Source organism: Streptomyces sp. NPDC051662 (genome assembly GCF_040681655.1).
Taxonomy (GTDB): Bacteria; Actinomycetota; Actinomycetes; order Streptomycetales; family Streptomycetaceae; genus Streptomyces.
On sequence record NZ_JBFAZD010000031.1, the window covers coordinates 20,977 to 41,737 of the forward strand.

The 20,761-nt window shown below is 69.1% G+C and carries 16 protein-coding genes; 14 read left to right on the forward strand and 2 right to left on the reverse strand.

What is annotated here, in order from left to right; genetic code table 11:
* Nucleotide 1 precedes the first annotated feature (1 nt).
* From AB0M67_RS34780 to AB0M67_RS34825, 10 genes are all read left to right on the forward strand, one after another.
* A complete protein-coding gene (locus AB0M67_RS34780) occupies nt 2-784 on the forward strand; it encodes a DUF3710 domain-containing protein (protein WP_365751568.1) in 783 nt (260 codons plus the stop codon).
* 125 nt (nt 785-909) lie between these two features.
* Nucleotides 910-1,080: a hypothetical protein gene (locus tag AB0M67_RS34785; protein ID WP_365751570.1), complete on the forward strand. Its 171-nt coding sequence runs from the start codon at nt 910-912 to the stop codon at nt 1,078-1,080.
* On the forward strand, nt 1,077-1,166 hold the full coding sequence (gene kdpF, locus AB0M67_RS34790) for a K(+)-transporting ATPase subunit F (RefSeq protein WP_037727062.1): 90 nt from the start codon (nt 1,077-1,079) through the stop codon (nt 1,164-1,166). The genes AB0M67_RS34785 and kdpF overlap by 4 nt, the downstream gene beginning before the upstream one ends.
* 3 nt (nt 1,167-1,169) lie before the next feature.
* A complete protein-coding gene (gene kdpA / locus AB0M67_RS34795) occupies nt 1,170-2,834 on the forward strand; it encodes a potassium-transporting ATPase subunit KdpA (RefSeq protein WP_365751571.1) in 1,665 nt (554 codons plus the stop codon).
* A 26-nt stretch (nt 2,835-2,860) separates the two neighbouring features.
* The gene (kdpB, locus tag AB0M67_RS34800) at nt 2,861-4,972 is read left to right on the forward strand and encodes a potassium-transporting ATPase subunit KdpB (protein WP_365751573.1); all 2,112 of its coding nucleotides are present in this window, start codon (nt 2,861-2,863) and stop codon (nt 4,970-4,972) included.
* A 14-nt stretch (nt 4,973-4,986) separates the two neighbouring features.
* A complete protein-coding gene (locus AB0M67_RS34805) occupies nt 4,987-5,649 on the forward strand; it encodes a potassium-transporting ATPase subunit C (RefSeq protein WP_365751623.1) in 663 nt (220 codons plus the stop codon).
* 125 nt (nt 5,650-5,774) lie between these two features.
* The gene (locus AB0M67_RS34810) at nt 5,775-8,318 is read left to right on the forward strand and encodes a sensor histidine kinase KdpD (RefSeq protein ID WP_365751574.1); all 2,544 of its coding nucleotides are present in this window, start codon (nt 5,775-5,777) and stop codon (nt 8,316-8,318) included.
* A 26-nt stretch (nt 8,319-8,344) separates the two neighbouring features.
* A complete protein-coding gene (locus tag AB0M67_RS34815) occupies nt 8,345-9,031 on the forward strand; it encodes a response regulator (protein WP_365751575.1) in 687 nt (228 codons plus the stop codon).
* A gap of 33 nt (nt 9,032-9,064) precedes the next feature.
* Complete coding sequence (locus AB0M67_RS34820; protein WP_165372066.1) at nt 9,065-9,451, forward strand: OB-fold nucleic acid binding domain-containing protein; 387 nt, start codon at nt 9,065-9,067, stop codon at nt 9,449-9,451.
* Between the two features lie 3 nt (nt 9,452-9,454).
* Nucleotides 9,455-10,261, forward strand: coding sequence for a DUF3159 domain-containing protein (locus AB0M67_RS34825; protein ID WP_365751576.1), 807 nt, complete (start codon nt 9,455-9,457; stop codon nt 10,259-10,261).
* Nucleotides 10,262-10,391: 130 nt separating this feature from the next.
* Here AB0M67_RS34825 and AB0M67_RS34830 read toward each other — a convergent pair whose 3' ends face one another.
* Both AB0M67_RS34830 and AB0M67_RS34835 read right to left on the reverse strand, forming a co-directional pair.
* Entirely contained in the window at nt 10,392-11,069 is a 678-nt protein-coding gene (locus tag AB0M67_RS34830) for a TrkA family potassium uptake protein (RefSeq protein ID WP_249953002.1), read from the reverse strand.
* The gene (locus tag AB0M67_RS34835) at nt 11,069-11,737 is read right to left on the reverse strand and encodes a TrkA family potassium uptake protein (protein ID WP_351390614.1); all 669 of its coding nucleotides are present in this window, start codon (nt 11,735-11,737) and stop codon (nt 11,069-11,071) included. Before AB0M67_RS34835 ends, AB0M67_RS34830 begins: the two co-directional genes overlap by 1 nt.
* Nucleotides 11,738-12,328: 591 nt before the next feature.
* On the opposite strand from AB0M67_RS34835, the gene AB0M67_RS34840 reads away from it, so the two are divergent.
* The 4 genes from AB0M67_RS34840 to AB0M67_RS34855 all read left to right on the forward strand — a co-directional run bounded on the left by AB0M67_RS34840 (nt 12,329) and on the right by AB0M67_RS34855 (nt 20,752).
* On the forward strand, nt 12,329-14,431 hold the full coding sequence (locus AB0M67_RS34840) for a glycoside hydrolase family 3 N-terminal domain-containing protein (RefSeq protein WP_365751624.1): 2,103 nt from the start codon (nt 12,329-12,331) through the stop codon (nt 14,429-14,431).
* Between the two features lie 90 nt (nt 14,432-14,521).
* On the forward strand, nt 14,522-16,573 hold the full coding sequence (locus tag AB0M67_RS34845; protein ID WP_365751577.1) for an APC family permease: 2,052 nt from the start codon (nt 14,522-14,524) through the stop codon (nt 16,571-16,573).
* Nucleotides 16,574-16,692: 119 nt separating this feature from the next.
* Complete coding sequence (locus AB0M67_RS34850; protein ID WP_365751578.1) at nt 16,693-18,021, forward strand: TRAM domain-containing protein; 1,329 nt, start codon at nt 16,693-16,695, stop codon at nt 18,019-18,021.
* Nucleotides 18,022-18,520: 499 nt separating this feature from the next.
* Nucleotides 18,521-20,752, forward strand: coding sequence for a hypothetical protein (locus AB0M67_RS34855; protein WP_365751579.1), 2,232 nt, complete (start codon nt 18,521-18,523; stop codon nt 20,750-20,752).
* The last annotated feature ends 9 nt before the right edge of the window (nt 20,753-20,761 follow it).

The window sequence follows — 20,761 nt, forward strand, 5'->3', positions numbered from 1 at the left end:
CGTGTTCGGACGTCGCAAGAAGAGTGGTTCCGCAGAGGGCACGGCGGACGCAGCGGGCGAGGCCGGGCAGTTCACCGACGGCGCCGACGTGGACGCCGATGACAGTGAGACGGCGGACGCACCCCGCCGGGCGAACCTTCCGCCGGCGCCCAGGCCCGACGGCCCCTGGGACATCTCCGAGGTCTCCAAGCCCGAAGAGGGCCGGGTGGATCTGGGAGGCGTCTATGTCCCCGCGGTCGACGGCATGGAGCTGCGGGTAGAGGTCGCCGGTGACGCGATCGTCGCCGCCACCGTCGTCGTGCGCGACAGCGCCGTACAGCTCCAGGCCTTCGCGGCGCCCAAGAAGGAAGGTATCTGGGGCGAGGTCCGCGAGGAGATCGCCTCCGGCATCACCCAGCAGGGCGGCATCATCGACGAGGTCGAGGGCCCGCTGGGCTGGGAGCTGCGCGCCCAGGTCCCCGTACAGCTGCCGGACGGCACCGGAGGCGTGCAGCTGGTGCGCTTCATCGGGGTCGACGGACCGCGCTGGTTCCTGCGCGGTGTGATCTCCGGGCAGGGCGCGGTGCAGCCCGAGGCCGCGGGGCTGCTTGAGCAGATCTTCCGGGACACCGTCGTGGTACGCGGCGAGGGACCGATGGCGCCCCGCGACCCCATCGTCCTCAAGCTGCCGGACGACGCGCAGATGGTGGCCGAGGGCGTCCAGCAGGAGGAGCAGGAGGGATCCCGCTTCTCCGGTGGCATGGGACAGCTCCAGCGTGGTCCGGAGATCACCGAAGTGCGCTGACACCTGATCGGAAATAGCGTGGGCCGCACCCCTGTGGGGGTGCGGCCCATTGTTGTTTCCACCAGCCTTTGCACAGGTCACGGGCGTGACCGTAGGAAGTTCGTCAAGCGGGGGCCCTCATCCGTATGAGACCCGTCAACGGCGGCGGAGTGCGCCGGATCAGCGGGTTTCCTCAGGGGGTCAGATCTTCCGCACTCATTCAGGAGCACCCGATGGCCGACCTGGCCTTCGTCGTCACCACGATCGCGGTCTTCGCGCTGGTGGCCCTCATCGCCAAGGGGGTGACAAAGCTATGACCGCGGAGAACATCGTCGGCCTGGTCGTGGCCGTCGCCCTGCTGGGCTATCTCGTCCTCGCCCTCCTCTTCCCGGAGAGGTTCTGAGTGATGAGCCCCGTCCTCGCCGGTGTGCTCCAGCTGCTCGCCCTGATGGTGGCGCTCGCTCTGGCGTACCGCCCGCTCGGTGACTACATGGCCCGTGTCTACTCCTCGCCCAAGCATCTGAGGGCCGAGAAGTGGATCTACCGCGCCATAGGTGCCAACCCCGCCACCGAAATGCGCTGGCCCGCCTATCTGCGCGGCGTCCTCGCCTTCTCCGCGGTCGGTGTCCTGTTCCTGTATCTGCTCCAGCGGGTCCAGGGCGGTCTGCCGGGCTCGCTCGGCTTCACGTCGATCGACCCCGACCAGGCGTTCAACACCGCCGCGTCCTTCGTCTCCAACACCAACTGGCAGTCGTACTACGGCGAACAGGCCATGGGCCATGTCGTACAGACCGGCGGACTGGCGGTGCAGAACTTCCTCTCGGCCGCCGTCGGCATGGCCGTCGCGGTGGCGCTGGTACGCGGTTTCGCCCGCTCCCGTACCGGTGAGCTGGGCAACTTCTGGTCGGACCTGGTGCGCGGCACCGTCCGGATCCTGCTGCCGATCTCCGTCATCGGCGCGCTCGTCCTGGTCGCCTGCGGCGCCATCCAGAACTTCGCGGGTATCCACGAGGTCGGCCAGTTCATGGGCGGCTCGCAGCAGTGGAACGGCGGCGCCGTCGCCTCCCAGGAGGTCATCAAGGAGCTGGGCACCAACGGTGGCGGTTACTTCAACGCCAACTCCGCCCACCCCTTCGAGAACCCCAACCCGATCTCGAACCTCTTCGAGATCTTCCTGATCCTGCTCATCCCGTTCGCGATGACCCGCACCTTCGGCCGGATGGTGGGCAGCCTCCGGCAGGGGTACGCGATCCTCGTCGCGATGCTGGTGATCTGGCTCGGCTTCACCACGCTGATGATGTGGACCGAGTTCCACCACGGCGGCCCGGCGTTCGAGATCGCCGGCGGCGCCCTGGAGGGCAAGGAGACCCGCTTCGGGGTCGGCGGCTCGTCGATCTTCGCGGTGGCCACCACCCTCACCTCGACGGGTGCGGTCAACTCCTTCCTCTCCTCGTTCACCGGGTTCGGCGGCGGTATCGCGATGCTGGGCATGCAGCTCGGTGAGATCGCGCCAGGCGGGGTCGGCTCCGGTCTCTACGGCATGCTGATCATGGCCGTCATCGCGGTGTTCATCGCGGGTCTGATGGTCGGACGTACGCCCGAGTATCTGGGCAAGAAGATCGGCACCCGCCAGATCAAGTTCGCCGCCTGCTACATCCTGATCACCCCGGCGCTGGTGCTCTGCTTCACCGCCGCGGCCATGGCGCTGCCCACTCCGACCAACTCCCTGACCAACTCGGGGCCGCACGGCTTCTCCGAGATCCTGTACGCCTACACCTCGGGTGCCAACAACAACGGTTCGGCCTTCGCCGGGCTCAACGCGGACACCCAGTGGTTCAACACCACCATCGGGCTGGCGATGCTGCTCGGCCGCTTCGTGCCCATGGTGTTCGTTCTCGCACTGGCGGGATCGCTTGCCGAGCAGAGCCCCGTGCCCAAGACCGCGGGCACGCTCCGCACGGAGAAACCGCTGTTCAGCGGGGTGCTCGTGGGCACGATCCTGATCGTCGCCGGGCTCACCTACTTCCCGGCGCTGGCGCTGGGGCCGCTGGCCGAGGGGCTGGCGTCATGAACACTCTTTCGAAGCAAGAGGACGAGATGTCCAGTACCACTCCGACCCGTGCGCCGCACAGCGACGTCCCCACCGGTCACAAACCCGATGACGGACGCGTCGGCGGGGGCCTGTTCGACCCCAAGCAGTTGCTGCGTTCCTTCCCTGACGCACTCAGGAAGCTCGACCCTCGGTCGATGGTGAAGTCGCCCGTGATGTTCGTGGTGCTCATCGGCTCCGTCATGAGTACGGTCTTCGCCGCGCTGAGCCCGGGCGACTGGTTCGGCTGGGCCGTGGCCGCCTGGCTCTGGCTGACCACCGTCTTCGCCAATCTGGCCGAGGCGGTCGCCGAGGGGCGCGGCAAGGCGCAGGCGGACACCCTGCGCAGGGCCAAGACCGACACCGTCGCCCGCCGGGTCATCGGCGTCCATGAGGAGCGGGTGCCCGGTACGGAGCTGCACGTCGGCGATCTGGTCGTCTGCGAGGCGGGCGACATCATCCCCGGCGACGGCGATGTGGTCGAAGGCGTCGCCTCCGTCGACGAGTCGGCCATCACCGGTGAATCGGCGCCTGTCATCCGGGAGTCGGGCGGCGACCGCTCGGCCGTCACCGGCGGTACGAAGGTCCTCTCCGACCGTATCGTCATCAAGATCACCACCAAGCCCGGCGAGACCTTCATCGACCGGATGATCGCGCTGGTGGAGGGCGCGGCCCGGCAGAAGACCCCCAATGAGATCGCGCTGAACATCCTGCTGGCCTCGTTGACGATCGTCTTCCTGCTCGCGGTCGTCACGCTCCAGCCGTTCGCCGTCTACGCGGGTCAGCGCCAGCCGGTGATCGTGCTGATCGCGCTGCTGGTCTGTCTGATCCCGACCACCATCGGCGCGCTGCTCTCCGCGATCGGTATCGCGGGCATGGACCGGCTCGTACAGCGGAATGTGCTCGCCATGTCGGGGCGCGCGGTCGAGGCCGCGGGCGATGTCTCGACTCTGCTGCTCGACAAGACCGGCACGATCACCCTCGGCAACCGGCAGGCCGCCGAGTTCGTACCGGTCAGGGGCGTGACGGAGGCCGAGCTCGCCGACGCGGCGCAGCTCTCCTCGCTGGCCGACGAGACCCCCGAGGGCCGCTCCATCGTGGTGCTCGCCAAGGAGAAGTACGGACTGCGCGAGCGTCACCAGGGCGAGCTGGCCGGCGCCGAGTGGGCCGCCTTCACCGCCCAGACCCGGATGTCCGGGGTCGACCTCGATGAGAACGGCTCCCGGCGCAAGGTCCGCAAGGGAGCGGCCGGTTCGGTCATCGCCTGGGTCCGGGAGCGCGGCGGCCCGGTGGCCGAGGACACCCGGGAACTCACCGAGGCGATCTCGGAGGCCGGTGGTACGCCACTGCTGGTCGCCCTGGAGGACGCCAACGGGGCTCGGGTGCTCGGTGTCATCCACCTCAAGGACGTGGTCAAGGAGGGGATGCGGGAGCGGTTCGACGAGCTGCGCCGCATGGGCATCAAGACCATCATGATCACCGGTGACAACCCGCTGACCGCACGGGCGATCGCGGAGGAGGCGGGCGTGGACGACTTCCTCGCCGAGGCCACCCCCGAGGACAAGATGGCCCTGATCCGCGGTGAGCAGGCGGGCGGCAAGCTCGTCGCGATGACCGGAGACGGCACGAACGACGCCCCGGCGCTGGCGCAGGCGGATGTCGGCGTGGCCATGAACACCGGTACGTCGGCCGCCAAGGAGGCCGGGAACATGGTGGACCTGGACTCCAACCCGACCAAGCTCATCGAGATCGTCGGCATCGGCAAGCAGCTGCTCATCACCCGTGGCGCGCTGACGACCTTCTCCATCGCCAACGACGTCGCGAAGTACTTCGCGATCATCCCCGCGATGTTCGCGGTCGTCTATCCGAGCCTGGACAAGCTCAACATCATGCGGCTGTCCTCGCCGGAGTCCGCGATCCTCTCCGCGGTCATCTTCAACGCGCTGATCATCGTCGCGCTCGTACCGCTCGCGCTCAGGGGCGTGCGGTACCGGCCGATGAGCGCGGACCGGATGCTCCGCAGGAATCTGGGGATCTACGGTCTCGGCGGACTGATCGCCCCCTTCATCGGCATCAAGATCATCGATCTGCTCCTCTCCCTCATCCCCGGCATCGGGTGAACGGCATGACTTCCATGAACAGCTCGGCACGCAACACCGCACGGCTCCTCGGGGCCGGAGCGCGCGCTCTCCTCGTCCTCACCGTCCTGTGCGGGGTGCTCTACCCGCTCGCCGTCACCGGCGTCGCCCAGGGCCTCTTCTCCCACCAGGCGAACGGGTCCGAGGTCAAGGAGGCCGGCAAGGTCGTCGGCTCCTCGCTCATCGGCCAGCGCTACGACCTGCCGCTGAAGAAGGGCCAGGAGACCCCGGAGCCCGACCTGAAGTGGTTCCAGCCGCGCCCGTCCAACGGTCTGGGCAGCAACAGCGTCAACACCCAGTACAAGCTGATCCTCTCCGGCGCGACCAACCGGGCAGGCGACAACGAAGAGCTGATCAAGTGGGTCAAGGACGCCAAGGCCGCGGTCATCAAGGACAACTCGACCCCCGGTTACCGGGTCCCGGCCGCCGCCGTGCCGCCGGACGCCGTCACCTCCTCGGGCTCCGGTCTCGACCCGGACATCTCACCGGCGTACGCGCGGCTCCAGGTCCACCGGGTGGCCGAGCGGAACCAGCTCTCCGTACAGCGAGTGGAGAAGCTGGTCGAGGAACACACCCAGCAGCGCGTTCTCGGCTTCGTCGGGGAACCCCGGGTGAATGTCCTCGCGCTGAACGTCGCGCTGCGGGAGTTGATCGGCTGACCATCAGAATCGTGTCAAGACCGACTCACGAGACCGGTGCCGCCCCTTTTGTCCGCATCCCTGGCTGTAGTTTCGACTCGGCCGGCGCGTCGGGCGCGGTGGCTCTTCTGGAAGACAATGGGGCCATGGGACGCGGCAAGCTTCGTATCTATCTGGGCGCGGCACCGGGCGTCGGCAAGACATACGCGATGCTCTCCGAGGCGCATCGCAGGGTGGAGCGCGGCACGGACTGTGTCGTGGCGTTCGTCGAGCATCATGACCGGCCGCGTACGGAAGTGATGCTGCACGGGCTCGAAGCGGTACGGCGGCGCGAGCTGGAGTACCGCGGGACGGTCTTCACGGAGATGGACATCGACGCGGTGCTGGAGCGCCGTCCTGCCGTCGCCCTGGTCGACGAACTGGCACACACCAATGTGCCGGGCTCCCGCAACGCCAAGCGCTGGCAGGACGTCGAGGAGCTGCTCAAGGCCGGGATCGAGGTCGTGTCCACGGTCAATATCCAGCACCTGGAGTCACTCGGCGATGTCGTCGAGTCGATAACGGGCGTACGGCAGCAGGAGACCGTCCCCGACGAGATGGTGCGGCGCGCCGACCAGATCGAGCTGGTCGACATGTCGCCCCAGGCGCTGCGGCGGCGCATGGCGCACGGCAATGTCTACAAGCCCGACAAGGTCGACGCGGCGCTCTCGCACTACTTCCGCCCCGGCAACCTCACCGCGCTGCGCGAGCTGGCACTGCTCTGGGTCGCCGACCGCGTGGACGAGTACCTCCAGCAGTACCGCGGCGAGCACAACATCCGCTCCACCTGGCAGGCCAGGGAGCGCATCGTCGTCGGCCTCACCGGCGGACCGGAGGGGCGTACGCTCATCCGCCGCGCCGCCCGGATGGCCGCGAAGGGGTCGGGCAGCGAGATCCTGGCCGTCTACATAGCCAGGAGCGACGGCCTGACCGCCGCCTCGCCCAAGGAACTGACGGTCCAGCGCACCCTGGTGGAGGATCTGGGCGGCACCTTCCACCATGTCATCGGCGACGACATCCCCTCCGCGCTGCTCGAATTCGCGCGCGGGGTCAACGCCACCCAGATCGTGCTGGGCTCCAGCCGGCGCAAGACCTGGCAGTACATCTTCGGGCCCGGTGTCGGCGCCACCGTCGCCCGGGAGTCAGGACCCGATCTGGACGTCCATATCGTCACGCACGAGGAGGCCGCCAAGGGGCGCGGGCTGCCGGTGGCGCGCGGGGCCAGGCTCGGCCGCTCCCGGATCGTCTGGGGCTGGCTGGCCGGGGTCGCCGCCCCCGTACTGCTCTCGCTGCTGCTGACGGCGCTGAACAACACGCCGGGGCTCGCCAACGATGTCCTGCTGTTCCTCTTCCTGACCGTGCTGGCGGCGCTGCTCGGCGGGTTGCGGCCCGCCCTCGCGTCGGCCGCCGTGGGCTCGCTGCTGCTCAACTTCTACTTCACGCCGCCCACCCACACGCTGACCGTGTCGGACCCCAAGAACCTGGTCGCCATCGTGATCTTCTTCGCGGTGGCCGTGTCGGTGGCGTCCGTGGTGGATCTGGCGGCCCGCCGTACCCATCAGGCGTCCCGATTGCGCGCGGAGTCGGAGATCCTCTCCTTCCTGGCAGGCAGCGTGCTGCGCGGGGAGACCACACTGGACGCGCTGCTCGAACGGGTACGGGAGACCTTCGCCATGGAATCCGTGGCGCTGCTCGAACGTACGAGCGATGTCGAGCCCTGGACCCGGGCGGGCAGCGTAGGACCGCACCCCGTCGACCGCCCCGAGTCCGCCGATGTGGACATGCCGGTCGGCGACCATATGGCGCTGGCGCTCTCCGGGCGTGTGCTGCCCGCCGAGGACCGCCGGGTGCTCGCCGCCTTCGCCGCCCAGGCCGCCGTCGTACTCGACCGGCAGCGCCTGGTGGGCGAGGCGGAGCAGGCCCGCGCGCTCGCCGAGGGCAACCGCATCCGTACGGCGCTGCTCGCGGCCGTCAGCCACGATCTGCGGACCCCGCTGGCCAGCATCAAGGCCTCGGTCACCTCACTGCGCTCCGACGATGTCGAGTGGTCCGAGGAGGACCAGGCCGAACTGCTGGAGGGCATCGAACAGGGCGCCGACCGGCTGGATCATCTGGTCGGAAATCTGCTCGACATGTCCCGGCTCCAGACAGGCACCGTCACCCCGCTGATGCGTGAGATCGATCTCGATGAGGTGGTCCCATGGGCGCTCGGCGGCGTACCGGAGAACAGCGTGGAGCTGGACATACCCGAATCGCTGCCCATGGTGGCCGTGGATCCCGGTCTGCTGGAGCGCGCGGTCGCCAATATCGTCGAGAACGCCGTCAAGTACAGCCCCGAGGGACGGCTCGTCACCGTCGCGGCCAGCGCGCTGGGCGCGCGAGTCGAGGTACGGGTCGTGGACCGGGGCCCCGGCGTCCCCGACGATGCCAAGGACCGGATCTTCGAACCCTTCCAGCGCCACGGCGACGCGCCCCGCGGGGCCGGAGTCGGCCTCGGACTCGCGGTCGCCCGGGGCTTCGTGGACGCGATGGGTGGCACGCTGGCCGCCGAGGACACCCCCGGCGGCGGGCTGACCATGGTCCTCACCCTCTCAGCGGCGTCCGGACGAGAGCCGGTACGTCCCGAACCACCCGCCCGGTTCCTCACATGACCGGGACAGCAGAAAGGCAGGCCCCTATGACCCGGGTGCTCGTGGTCGACGACGAGCCGCAGATCGTACGCGCGCTGGTGATCAATCTGAGAGCGCGCAAGTACGAGGTGGACGCGGCGTCCGACGGTGCGAGCGCGCTGGAACTGGCCGCGGCCCGCCATCCGGATGTCGTGGTGCTCGACCTCGGCCTCCCGGACATGGACGGCGTCGAGGTGATCAAGGGCCTGCGCGGCTGGACCCGTGTACCGATCCTGGTGCTCTCCGCGCGCCACACCTCCGACGAGAAGGTCGAGGCGCTGGACGCGGGCGCCGACGACTATGTCACCAAGCCCTTCGGCATGGACGAACTGCTGGCCAGGCTGCGCGCCGCGGTCCGGCGGGCCGAGCCGGTCGGCGGCGACGACGAGACCGTCTCGGTCGTGGAGACCGAGGGGTTCACCGTCGATCTGGCCGCCAAGAAGGTCCACCGCGAGGGCAGGGACGTACGGCTCACCCCGACCGAGTGGCATCTGCTGGAGGTGCTCGTGCGGAACACCGGCCGGCTGGTCAGCCAGAAGCAGCTCCTCCAGGAGGTCTGGGGCCCGTCGTACGGCACCGAGACCAACTATCTGCGGGTCTATATGGCCCAGCTGCGCCGCAAGCTGGAGGCGGATCCTTCGCACCCCAGGCACTTCGTCACCGAACCGGGCATGGGCTATCGGTTCGAGCGTTGATCCGAGGCGTCCATACCCCGGTACGCTTTCTCCATGAGTGCTGAGAAGCCGACCGGCCGCTTCCGCCGGATGCTCGACCGGCTCTCCAGCTCCCAGGAGGATCTGGAGTCCGAGGAACTGCAGGAGGACGCGCAGGCTTCGGGCTGTACGCGGATCTCCGACTGCAACGACCGCCAGATCGTACGGGTGACTGGTACGTTGCGGACGGTCACCTTGCGTCCACGGGCCGGAGTGCCCGCGCTGGAGGCGGAGCTGTTCGACGGCACCGCGCCGCTGGACGTGGTGTGGCTGGGCCGGCGCTCGATCGTGGGCATAGAGCCGGGCCGCAAGCTGATCGCCTCCGGCCGTATCTCCCTGAGCCACGGCCGGCGGGTGCTGTTCAATCCCAAATACGAACTCCGACCACTCGGACAGGAGTAGCCGGTGACGTCACCCGACAAGCCCGCCGCCTCGCACCCTTCCTCCACCGCTTCCTCTCCCTCGTCGGCCTCGTCCGACACCTCGGCCGCTTCGGACGGCGATGCGAAAGCCGTCACCGAGGCGGCTCTTTTCGAGGCCTTCGGCGGCCTGCGCGGCATGGTGGAGACGGTCCTCCCCGGCCTGCTCTTCGTCACGATCTTCACGGTCAACAAGGACCTGCACGCGTCGGCGATCGCCGCGCTGGCCGTCTCGCTGCTGCTCGTCGTGGTCCGGCTGATCCGCCGGGACACCGTCAAGCACGCCTTCAGCGGGGTCTTCGGTGTCGCGTTCGGTGTCGTCTTCGCGATGATGACCGGTGACGCCAAGGACTTCTATCTGCCCGGCATGATCTACACGCTGGGGCTGGCGGTCGCGTACATCGTCACGACGCTCGCGGGCGTACCGCTGATCGGGCTGATCCTCGGCCCGATCTTCAAGGAGAACCTCTCCTGGCGCACCCGTAACCCGGGCCGCAAGAAGGCGTACGCCAAGGCCAGCTGGGCCTGGGGGCTGATCCTGCTCGCCAAGTGCGCGATCCTCTTCCCCCTCTACTGGTGGGCGGACACCACCCAGCTCGGCTGGGTTCTGATCGCGCTCAAGATCCCGCCGTTCCTGCTGGCGGTCTATCTGACCTGGGTCTTCCTGGCGAAGGCGCCGCCGCCCATCGATGTGTTCGCCGAGATGGAGGCGGAGGAGCGGGCCGAGAAGGAGCGCGCGGCTGCCGTCGCCGCGACGGCCGGGGACGGATCGGGTCCGCGGCACCGTCGGTAGGCGATCGTCACCGGGCTGACCGTCTCGGAGCGTTGGACCGTTCCTGGGCGGGGCGTTGGACCGTTCTGGACGCCGGACGGGCCGTACGGGGGTTCCCGTACGGCCCGTCCGGCGTCAGGTCGTCAGGGCGTTAGCCAGCCGCGTCCTCGCGGCGTACCGACAGCAGATCCTCCAGCTGCTCCTCGCGGGCCTGGGCCGCCACGAACAGCAGTTCGTCGCCCGCCTCCAGCGTCTCCTCCGGGTTCGGGGTGAGGACGCGCGTCCCGCGGATGATCGTGACCAGCGAGGTGTCCTCGGGCCAGCTCACATCACCGACCTGCGTGCCGGTCACGGCCGACTCCGGCGGCAGCGTCAGCTCGACCAGGTTCGCGTCGCCATGGCTGAAGCGCAGCAGCCGTACGAGATCGCCGACGCTCACCGCCTCCTCGACCAGCGCCGACATCAGACGTGGCGTCGAGACCGCGACATCCACCCCCCAGGACTCGTTGAAGAGCCATTCGTTCTTGGGGTTGTTGACCCGGGCCACCACCCGCGGGACGCCGTACTCGGTCTTGGCGAGCAGCGAGACGACCAGATTGACCTTGTCGTCACCCGTCGCGGCGATCACGACATGGCAGCGCTGGAGCGCCGCCTCGTCCAGCGAGGTGATCTCACAGGCGTCGGCCAGCAGCCATTCCGCCAGCGGCACCCGCTCCACCGAGATGGCGGACGGGGCCTTGTCGATCAGCAGGACCTCGTGTCCGTTCTCCAGCAGCTCACCCGCGATGGAACGGCCCACCGCGCCTGCCCCGGCAATCGCGACACGCATCAGTGACCGCCTCCGTCCGGGCCCTCGGCGAATGCCGCCTCGACCTTCTCGATGTCGTCCGTACGCATCATCACGTGGACGAGATCGCCCTCCTGCAACACCGTCTGGGACGTCGGCAGCATCGCCTCGCCCAGCCGGGTCAGAAACGCGACGCGGACGCCCGTCTCCTCCTGGAGCGTGCTGATCTTGTGGCCGATCCAGCTCTCCGCGGTGTGCACCTCGGCGAGCTGTACGCCGCCGCTCGGATCGCGCCACAGCGGCTCCGCGCCGGACGGCAGCAGCCGGCGCATCATCTGGTCGGCGGTCCAGCGGACCGTGGCGACGGTCGGGATGCCCAGCCGCTGGTAGACCTCGGCGCGCTTCGGGTCGTAGATACGGGCGGCCACGTTCTCGATGCCGAACATCTCGCGGGCCACCCGGGCCGCGATGATGTTGGAGTTGTCGCCGCTGCTCACCGCGGCGAACGCGCCGGCGTCCTCGATCCCCGCGTCCCGCAGGGTGTCCTGGTCGAACCCGACGCCGCTGACGCGACGGCCGCCGAAACTGGAGCCGAGCCGCCGGAACGCGGTGGGGTCCTGGTCGATGACGGCGACGGTGTGCCCCTGCTGCTCCAGGTTCTGCGCGAGTGCGGCACCCACCCGGCCACAGCCCATGATGACAATATGCACGGCCCTACCCCGCACTCCTCATACCCCACCTGAACTGCGTATACATCCTGCTCATGTCTCTTCTCTCGGCTTGCCGGGCAACACGTTGCGGGCACTTGGCGGCCCGCGGGGCACCATGCGCCGACCGGCGGCCGGTCATGGGCCCGAGCGGTGCCGGGGATGTCGCCCTCGTCCGCGCTCAGGCCCACCGTATCGGCAACCAGGAACGGGAGATCAGGCGTGTGCCCCGTCGGTTGTCCCATGGCGCGCGGTCCGTGGCCGGACGGACGGGAACCGCGTGGATTCACCCGGCCGTGTGGTCGGCGACGCTGTGCGAGTGGCGCGGCGGCCTCGCGCGGTTCCGGCCGTACCGGCGCTTCTTCGCCCCCGAGCGCCTACCGGTTGCCGGCGGGGGTACGGATCATCGGCGCCGACGGTGATCCGTACCGTGGCGGGGGACACCTCATCACTTCCAGGCACGTTGGGACGCGGAGCATGGACCAGGATCAGGATCAGAACCGGGATCAGGATCAGGATCAGGACCGGGATCAGGATCAGAACCGGGATCAGGACCGTACGTACGACCCGCGCGTCGCGGAGCTGCTGGCCCGGATGACGGACGCGGAGAAGCTGGGCCAGCTCCAGCAGCTGGCCTGGACCGGGGACACCGGCCCCGGCGGCGGGCAGAACCATCTCATCGAGACAGCGGCCCGCGAGGGGGTGCTCGGCTCCGTACTCAATCTGCACGGCGCCGCGCACACCAACACCCTCCAGCGCATCGCCGTCGAGGAGTCACGGCTCGGCATCCCGCTGCTCTTCGGCTTCGATGTGATCCACGGATTCTGGACCACCTTCCCCATCCCGCTCGCGCAGGCGGCGAGCTTCGATCCGGCGGTCGCCGAGCGGGACGGCGAGGTGGCGGCCCGCGAGACCCGGTCCAACGGGGTGCACTGGACGTTCGCGCCGATGATGGACGTCACCCGGGATCCGCGCTGGGGACGGATCGCGGAGAGCTGCGGCGAGGACCCGTATCTGACGGCCGCGTTCGCGGCGGCCAAGGTCCGCGGCCACCAGGGCGGCGACCTCCGCGATCCGCACCGGATCGCCGCCTGCGCCAAGCACTTCGCCGCGTACGGAGGAGCCGAGGGCGGCCGGGACTACAACACCGTCGACGTCTCCGAGCAGCGGCTGCGCAACCTCTATCTGCCGCCGTTCAAGGCCGCCGTGGAAGCGGGCGCGGCGACGGTGATGGCCGCCTTCAACACCGTCAGCGGTGTCCCCGCCCACGCCCACCCGCATCTGCTCTCCGACATCCTCAAGGGGGAGTGGGGATTCGACGGCGTCGTGGTGAGCGACTGGAACGGGGTCCATGAGCTGCTGGCGCACGGCTTCGCCGAGGACGCCGGGACCGCCGCCGGGCTGGCGTTCGCGGCGGGCCTCGACATGGAGATGGTCAGCACGGATCTCGCCGACCACGGACGGGAGTTGCTGAGCGGCGGGGCGCTCTCGGCCGGGCGCCTCGACGACGCCGTGGCGCGGGTGCTGCGGCTGAAGTTCCGCCTCGGCCTGTTCGAGCGGCCGTACGTGGACGAGGGCGCCGCGCTGACCGGGCCGACCGAGGAGAGCCGGGCGGCGGCCCGGGAGACCGCGGGCCGGTGCGTGGTGCTGCTCAGGAACGAGGGGGACACGCTGCCGCTGAGCCGGGGTCTCTCCTCGGTCGCCGTGGTCGGCCCGTTCGCGGACTCCACCGATCTGCACGGCACCTGGTCGGGTCCTGGCGCGGCCCGCTTCCCCGCGGCCACCGTCCTCGACGGCGTACGGGCGGCCCTCCCGGACACCGCCGTCGTCCGGCACGCGCGGGACCGTGAGGCGGCCGTGGCGGCGGCGCGTTCCGCCGAGCTGACCGTGGTGGTGGCCGGTGAGCCCACGGAGCTGAGCGGAGAGGCGGCGTCACGCAGCGATATCTCGCTCCCCGCCGGCCAGGAGGAGCTGATCCGGGCCATCGCGGCGACGGGCCGGCCGTTCGTCGTCGTACTCGTCGGCGGGCGTCCGCTGACCGTCGACGGCTGGATCGAGTTGGCGCCCGCCGTGCTGGCGTCCTGGCATCTGGGCATCGAGGCCGGTCACGCCCTCGCCGATGTGCTGTTCGGCGAGGTCAACCCGGGAGCCAAGCTGCCGGTGAGCTTTCCGCGCTCGGTGGGGCAGATCCCCGTCTACCACAACCACGAGAACACCGGCCGCCCGTCCGAGCCGGACGGCCCGGGAGCGCCGTTCACCTCGTCGTATCTGGATGTCGGGCGCGGACCGCGGTTCCCGTTCGGGTTCGGCCTCAGCTATACCGACTTCGAGATCGGTGAGCCGGAGCCGAGCCGCGATGCCGTCGGCGTCGCGGAGCTGTCGCGCGGCGCCGAGGTGGAGGTGGCGGTCGCCGTACGGAACACCGGGCGGCGCGCGGGTGACGAGGTCGTACAGCTCTATGTGCGCGACCGGGCGGCATCGGTCGTCCAGCCCGTGCGGCGCCTTCGCGGCTTCCGGCGCGTCACGCTCGGCGCGGGGGAGAGCACGGTGGTGCGGTTCCGGCTCGGCGCCGATGACCTCGGGTTCTGGACGAACGACCCGGCGGGCCGCTTCCTCGTGGAGCCAGGACGTATCGACCTGTACGCGGGGAACAGCTCGGGGGCGACCGCGCGGCGCACCCTCACCCTCACCCCGTGACGGCACCCGCCTGCGGCCCGTCGATATACCGGGCCGCAGGTGGGGGGTGGTGCCCGCACACCATCTTGTTCGAACGCATACGATCCCTTCGTGTCCAAACTGACCGACGTGCCCAAACGCATCCTGATCGGGCGGGCGCTGCGTAGCGACAGGCTCGGGGAGACCCTCCTCCCCAAGCGCATCGCCCTGCCCGTCTTCGCCTCCGACCCGCTGTCCTCGGTGGCGTACGCGCCGGGAGAAGTCCTCCTTGTCCTGTCCATCGCGGGTGTGTCGGCCTACCAGTTCAGCCCGTGGATCGCGCTGGCCGTCGTGGTCCTGATGTTCACGGTCGTCGCGTCGTACCGGCAGAACGTGCACGCCTACCCGAGCGGCGGCGGCGACTACGAGGTGGCCACCACCAACCTCGGCCCCAAGGCCGGCCTCACCGTCGCCAGCGCGCTGCTCGTCGACTACGTACTGACCGTGGCGGTGTCGATCTCCTCCGGTGTGGAGAACCTCGGGTCCGCGTTCCCCTTCGTGGTGGAGAACAAGGTCCTCTGCGCCATCGGGATAATCGTGCTGCTCACGCTGATGAATCTGCGCGGCGTACGGGAGTCAGGGAAGCTCTTCGCGATCCCGACGTATGTCTTCGTCGGCGGGGTCTTCCTGATGATCGTCTGGGGCGCGTTCCGGGGACTCGTACTCAACGAGACCATGCGCGCCCCGACGTCCGACTTCGAGATCAAGCCCGAGCATCAGGGCCTGGCCGGCTTCGCGCTGGTCTTCTTGCTGCTGCGGGCCTTCTCCTCCGGCTGCGCCGCGCTGACCGGTGTCGAGGCGATCAGCAACGGCGTCCCGGCCTTCCGCAAGCCGAAGAGCAGGAACGCGGCGACGACCCTCGCCCTGATGGGCGGCCTCGCCGTCACGATGTTCTGCGGCATCATCGGCCTCGCCATGGCCACCGATGTGAAGATGGCGGAGTCGCCGGGCACGGACCTGCTCCGCGACGGCGTCCCGGTCGGCTCGGGCTATGTCCAGAACCCGGTCATCTCACAGGTCGCCGCCGCCGTCTTCGGCAGCGGCACGTTCCTGTTCATCCTGCTCGCCGCGGCCACCGCGCTGGTCCTCTTCCTGGCCGCCAACACCGCGTACAACGGCTTCCCGGTGCTCGGCTCGATCCTCGCCCAGGACCGTTACCTCCCGCGCCAGTTGCACACCCGCGGCGACCGGCTGGCCTTCTCCAACGGCATCGTGGTGCTGGCCGGGGCCGCCGCGCTCCTCGTCGGTCTCTACGGCGCGGACTCCACCCGGCTGATCCAGCTCTATATCGTCGGTGTCTTCGTCTCCTTCACCCTCAGCCAGACCGGCATGGTCCGGCACTGGAACCGCCATCTGCGGACCGAGCGTGACCCGGCCAAGCGCCGCCATATGATCCGGTCCCGCGCGATCAACACCTTCGGCGCCTTCTTCACCGGTCTGGTGCTGGTGGTCGTACTGGCGACCAAGTTCACCCATGGCGCCTGGGTCGCGCTGCTCGGCATGGTGATCTTCTACGGGACGATGACCGCGATCCGTAAGCACTACGACCGGGTCTCGGCGGAGATCGCCGCCGCCGAGGGACCGTCCGACGACAGCGTCCGGCCGTCCCGGGTGCACTCGATCGTGCTGGTCTCCAAGGTCCACAAGCCCACACTGCGCGCCCTCGGGTACGCCAAGCTGATGCGCTCGGACACCCTGGAGGCGCTCAGCATCAATGTCGACCCGGCGGAGACGAAGCAGCTCAGGGAGGAATGGGAGCGGCGCGGCATCAACGTACCGCTGAAGATCCTCGACTCCCCGTACCGCGAGATCACCCGGCCGGTGATCGAGTACGTAAGGGGTCTGCGCTCGGAGAATCCGCGTGACGCGGTGAGCGTCTATATCCCGGAGTATGTGGTCGGCCGCTGGTACGAGCATCTGCTGCACAACCAGAGCGCGCTGCGGCTCAAGGGGCGGCTGCTCTTCACTCCGGGGGTGATGGTGACCTCGGTGCCGTACCAGCTGGAGTCCTCGGAGCTGGCGAAGAAGCGGGCGAAGAGGCGCGCGGCGTATGTGGCGCCGGGCGCGGTCAGGCGCGGTCCGGTGGACTCGCGGACGAAGGAGCCGGACGGGAAGGGCACGTAGACTGGTGGGCTGTTGTCGCCGCGCCCCGCTTACCTGCCGCTTCCCTCTTTCCCTCCTTGCCCCCTTCCCTCCTTTCCCCCTGTACCGCTGATACCTCTGATCTTTTGGAGCCACCTCCCATGTCAACAGAACCGAAGGCTTCGCTGATCGGGGAGGAGTACGAGGTCGAGGTGGGCCCCGTCGCCCATGGCGGCCACTGCATCGCCCGTACCACCGAGGGCCGGGTGCTCTTCGTACGGCACGCCCTGCCCGGCGAGAAGATCGTCGCGCGTGTGACGGAGGGCGAGGAGGACTCCCGCTATCTCCGCGCCGACGCGGTGAAGATCATCGAGCCGTCGAAGGACCGGGTCGAGGCGCCGTGCCCGTACGCGGGCCCCGGCCGGTGCGGCGGCTGCGACTGGCAGCACGCCAAGCCGGGCGCGCAGCGGCGTTTCAAGGGCGAGGTCATCGCCGAACAGCTCCAGCGGCTCGCGGGCCTCACCCCGGAGGAGGCGGGCTGGGACGGTACGGTCATGCCCGCCCCCGGCGACAAGCTGCCCGCGGGCGAGGTGCCGGCCTGGCGTTCGCGCGTGCAGTACGCGATCGACAAGGATGGTCGCGCGGGGCTGCGCAAGCACCGGTCGCACGAGGTCGAGCCGGTCGAGCACTGCATGATCGCCACGGAAGGCGTCAGCGAACTGGGCGTGGAGCGGCGTGAGTGGCCACAGATCGCCACGGTCGAGGCGATCGCGGCGTCGGGCTCCGGCGACCGGCAGGTGATCCTCACCCCGCGCGAGGGCGGCCGACTGCCACTGGTGGAGCTGGACAAGCCGGTGTCCGTCCTGCGGGTGGACGAGCGCGACGGGGGAGTGCACCGGGTCCACGGCCGAGCCTTCGTCCGCGAGCGCGCCGACGGCCGTACATACCGCGTCGGCATGGGCGGCTTCTGGCAGGTCCATCCGCAGGCGCCGCAGCTGCTGGTGGAGGCCGTGATGCAGGGCCTGATGCCGAGGAAGGGCGAGACGGCGCTCGATCTGTACTGCGGAGTGGGCCTGTTCGCCGGGGCGATCGCGGAGCGCGTCGGGGAGACCGGCGCGGTACTCGGCATCGAATCCGGCAAACGCGCGGTCGAGGACGCCAGGCACAACCTCCAGGACCTGCCCCGGGTCCGCATCGAACAGGGCAAGGTCGACCAGGTCCTGCCGCGCACCCGAATCACCGAAACGGACCTCATCGTCCTGGACCCACCCCGCGCGGGCGCGGGCAAGCAGACGGTCAGGCACCTCTCCGACCTGGGCGCCCGCCGCATCGCCTACGTGGCCTGCGACCCGGCGGCCCTCGCCCGCGACCTGGCGTACTTCCGAGAGGGCGGCTACCGCCCGCGCACGCTGCGGGCTTTCGACTTCTTTCCGATGACGCACCATGTGGAGTGCGTGGCGATCCTGGAGCCTGTCGGGAAGGGCCACTGACCTGCATTTACTTCGAAGTCGACACATTGTTCGACCTGTTTCCAGATCGCCATAAGGTGTAGCGCGCTGAGCTCCCCTGCATGCTGTGCGATGTTGCTGACCTGCGGCTTTGTTGAGGGGCAACGCGAAGCGCGTGTCTGGCTGTCTCGCGGCTGCGTGAGTACCTGGTGATTCGTGACGCTCGTTCGACGCTTCTTCTAACGGAACGTCAGGTGGACCGGTGCCGGCACGGGTGCTGGTCCGCTCATCCAAGCAGTGTGAGTTCGGTCCGAACTCGACACGCGTCGTGTTCGCTGTGAGCCACTGCCCGTCATCGCAATGTGACGAAAGTGCTTCCGGAATGTTCCGGGTCGGCATACCCTGCGGGAATTACCGCACGTCAGACCACACCGGTCCGAAGCGCGGCGGAGGTGTCATGGGTGGGGACCCGTATGTACCAGCAACGGTTGACGAACGTGGGCGGCCGGAGGCGTCATCGACGCCTGGTGGCGCGGCGCAGGTGTCTGATCCGTACGGCGACAGGGCCCTGCTGACCTCTGCCATGACGAAAGGCTATGAAGCCGTACCCGACGAAGAGCGGGATCGGTTGCAGCGCTATCTCGAGGCTGTTGTCGCGGGCCGTCCGGTGCCCGTGCACACCACCGTGGCCTTCAATGCCGTGTACTTCGGGTACGACCTCGGCGGAGACGGCTACGGCGGCAGCCCGCTCTGCCTCGACGATTTCCCTGTGATCGCCTTCGGCGAGTGCGCTCCCGTGCTCCCGGTCGGTGCAATGGTGTGTGTCGCCACCGGGTCGGAACCGTTGTATGCCGAGATCGTCTATCGGGAGGGTGCTCGCCAAGAGGTGGGCACCCTCGGTGACGTGCCGGCCTGGGTGTCGGGGGCACCTGCAGGCGCCGAGGGCCCCGGGAGGCCGGGGGACAGCCCCACGCCACGGCGAAGGGAGCTCCTCGTCCCGGATCTCCATGCCTTCGGCCCGGCGCTGAGCCTGTCATCGGCTCAGCTCCACCGCTTACGTACGCGTCGGCGCTGGATCAACGAGGACGGGCATGTCGTCGTCGACGTCTGCTATTCGTCCCCGGATGCGGCCCGGCGCGACGACCTGACGGCCTATGCAGACCATCTTCTGACGACGGCACGGGAGCAGTTGCTCAGCCCCTTTGTCCCCGTGTCCCTTGCTGCACTGGTGGGTGGCACGCACGACGACGACCTGCGGGCGGGGCTGCTCGGCCTCCTTGACACAGTGCGGGGCGTGCTCAACTCCAGTGCCGCCCTGCGTACATGGGGTCACTACGCCATGACCCGAACTTCCCTCGCGGACTGCTGGCGGGACACCGGGCCGCTGGGCGGCGATGACCTCAGGTCACTCGCGGCAGCGGTGGAACGGGGGGCCACCCCGGCGAGGCGGCGCTACGGTCTCACCGCTGCGGTCACCGTGTACACAGCGGTCGGACCGAGGCTTCGCGGGTTCCCGGGGGTCACGGAACTGCTCAAGGGAGTAGGGTACGCCGCGGCGGTGTGCAGGGCGAACGTGGCGATTGCCGATGTCGTCCAAAACGACAGCGACCAGGGCCTGTTCGAGAACGGCTCCCGGATCACGCTCGACGACGCCTTCGAGGGCGGCGGCGTGTGGCGCTCCCATCATCCCGGTGCTGCGGAAGCACCCGGAGATCCCCTGGTCCCGGCCGGACGCGGGTGGACATCCACGTTGCCCACGCCATCGGAGCCGGAAGATGAAGTGGACCCGGTCGATCTGCCCCTCGCCGACGACGCATCCCTCGGCACCGGCGAACTCCTGCGGAACGACGCGAAGGAGCCTGTCTGGCGAGCGCCTCTGCGACTGTCCCACCTCATCGATGGCTGGTTCCCCTTGCCTCGGTACATAGCAAAGGAACTCCGCCAGTCCTACGGACTACGCCCCACTGTTCGCCTCGAACTCAAACACGCTGGCGAGGTGTTGGATGAGCGGGAGGCAGTGCAGGACGTCACCGCCGAGCTCGGCGACGTTTCGGGTCGGTTGACCGGAATCACCTGGCCCCGCGACTTCTTCCCTGGTCTGATGCTTGGGCTGTGTCGGCCCCGCGGGAGCACGACGATTCAACTGGCCACCACGCGGCTTAAGGAACCGGTGCAAGTCGGCGACCGTGAGACCGGGCACCATTACGACCCTCGTGTGCTCACCAGGGAGGATGTCCCGGGCAGTGACCGCCATGGCGACAGTGCGGTCGGGCTCGGCCCCCGTCAGCTTGTGATGCGCACCGTGCGCCGTTGCGGTCTGCTCACCCTGGACGGCCATGCCCTGATGGACCGTTCGCTCCTGCCGAGCGCGGTCTACGGGCGTCGGCCCGCCCGGTCACAGGCCGCCGCCTTGGAAGCAGCGGTCGCGGAACTGCTCGCGGAGCAGCTCTTGGAGCCGGCCCTCGGCAGTCGAGACGGCTGGGGCCAACCGCACTTCCCACCGCGCGACGGGCAGCGGACCATCCCCCTCATCGGCTATCGCCCCGCTGGGCCCCGGCTTATACGTCCGTGGGACGGTGGCGAACCGGTCGGCGAGGGACTGCGCAGCGTCCACTTCGTCCCCGGCCATTTGCGACGTCTGCGGCCGGGGTGTTCGCCCAGCGGAGTTCAGCGAGCTGCTTTTCGGGAGCACTGCCGCCGACTCGGCAAGGCGGACGGCTGGGAATTGCCGTACGGCTACACGTTCGTGACCGGGCATACTCGCGGCCGCTGACCCTTCGCG

Excerpts from the sequence above, each read along its gene's own strand:
- AB0M67_RS34785 (WP_365751570.1), top strand. The coding sequence starts at position 910 with ATGAGACCCGTCAACGGCGGCGGAGTGCGCCGGATCAGCGGGTTTCCT.
- kdpF (WP_037727062.1), top strand. The coding sequence starts at position 1,077 with ATGACCGCGGAGAACATCGTCGGCCTGGTCGTGGCCGTCGCCCTGCTG.
- kdpA (WP_365751571.1), top strand. The coding sequence starts at position 1,170 with ATGAGCCCCGTCCTCGCCGGTGTGCTCCAGCTGCTCGCCCTGATGGTG.
- kdpB (WP_365751573.1), top strand. The coding sequence starts at position 2,861 with ATGTCCAGTACCACTCCGACCCGTGCGCCGCACAGCGACGTCCCCACC.
- AB0M67_RS34805 (WP_365751623.1), top strand. The coding sequence starts at position 4,987 with ATGAACAGCTCGGCACGCAACACCGCACGGCTCCTCGGGGCCGGAGCG.
- AB0M67_RS34810 (WP_365751574.1), top strand. The coding sequence starts at position 5,775 with ATGGGACGCGGCAAGCTTCGTATCTATCTGGGCGCGGCACCGGGCGTC.
- AB0M67_RS34815 (WP_365751575.1), top strand. The coding sequence starts at position 8,345 with ATGACCCGGGTGCTCGTGGTCGACGACGAGCCGCAGATCGTACGCGCG.
- AB0M67_RS34820 (WP_165372066.1), top strand. The coding sequence starts at position 9,065 with ATGAGTGCTGAGAAGCCGACCGGCCGCTTCCGCCGGATGCTCGACCGG.
- AB0M67_RS34830 (WP_249953002.1), bottom strand. The coding sequence starts at position 11,069 with ATGCGTGTCGCGATTGCCGGGGCAGGCGCGGTGGGCCGTTCCATCGCG.
- AB0M67_RS34840 (WP_365751624.1), top strand. The coding sequence starts at position 12,329 with ATGACGGACGCGGAGAAGCTGGGCCAGCTCCAGCAGCTGGCCTGGACC.
- AB0M67_RS34850 (WP_365751578.1), top strand. The coding sequence starts at position 16,693 with ATGTCAACAGAACCGAAGGCTTCGCTGATCGGGGAGGAGTACGAGGTC.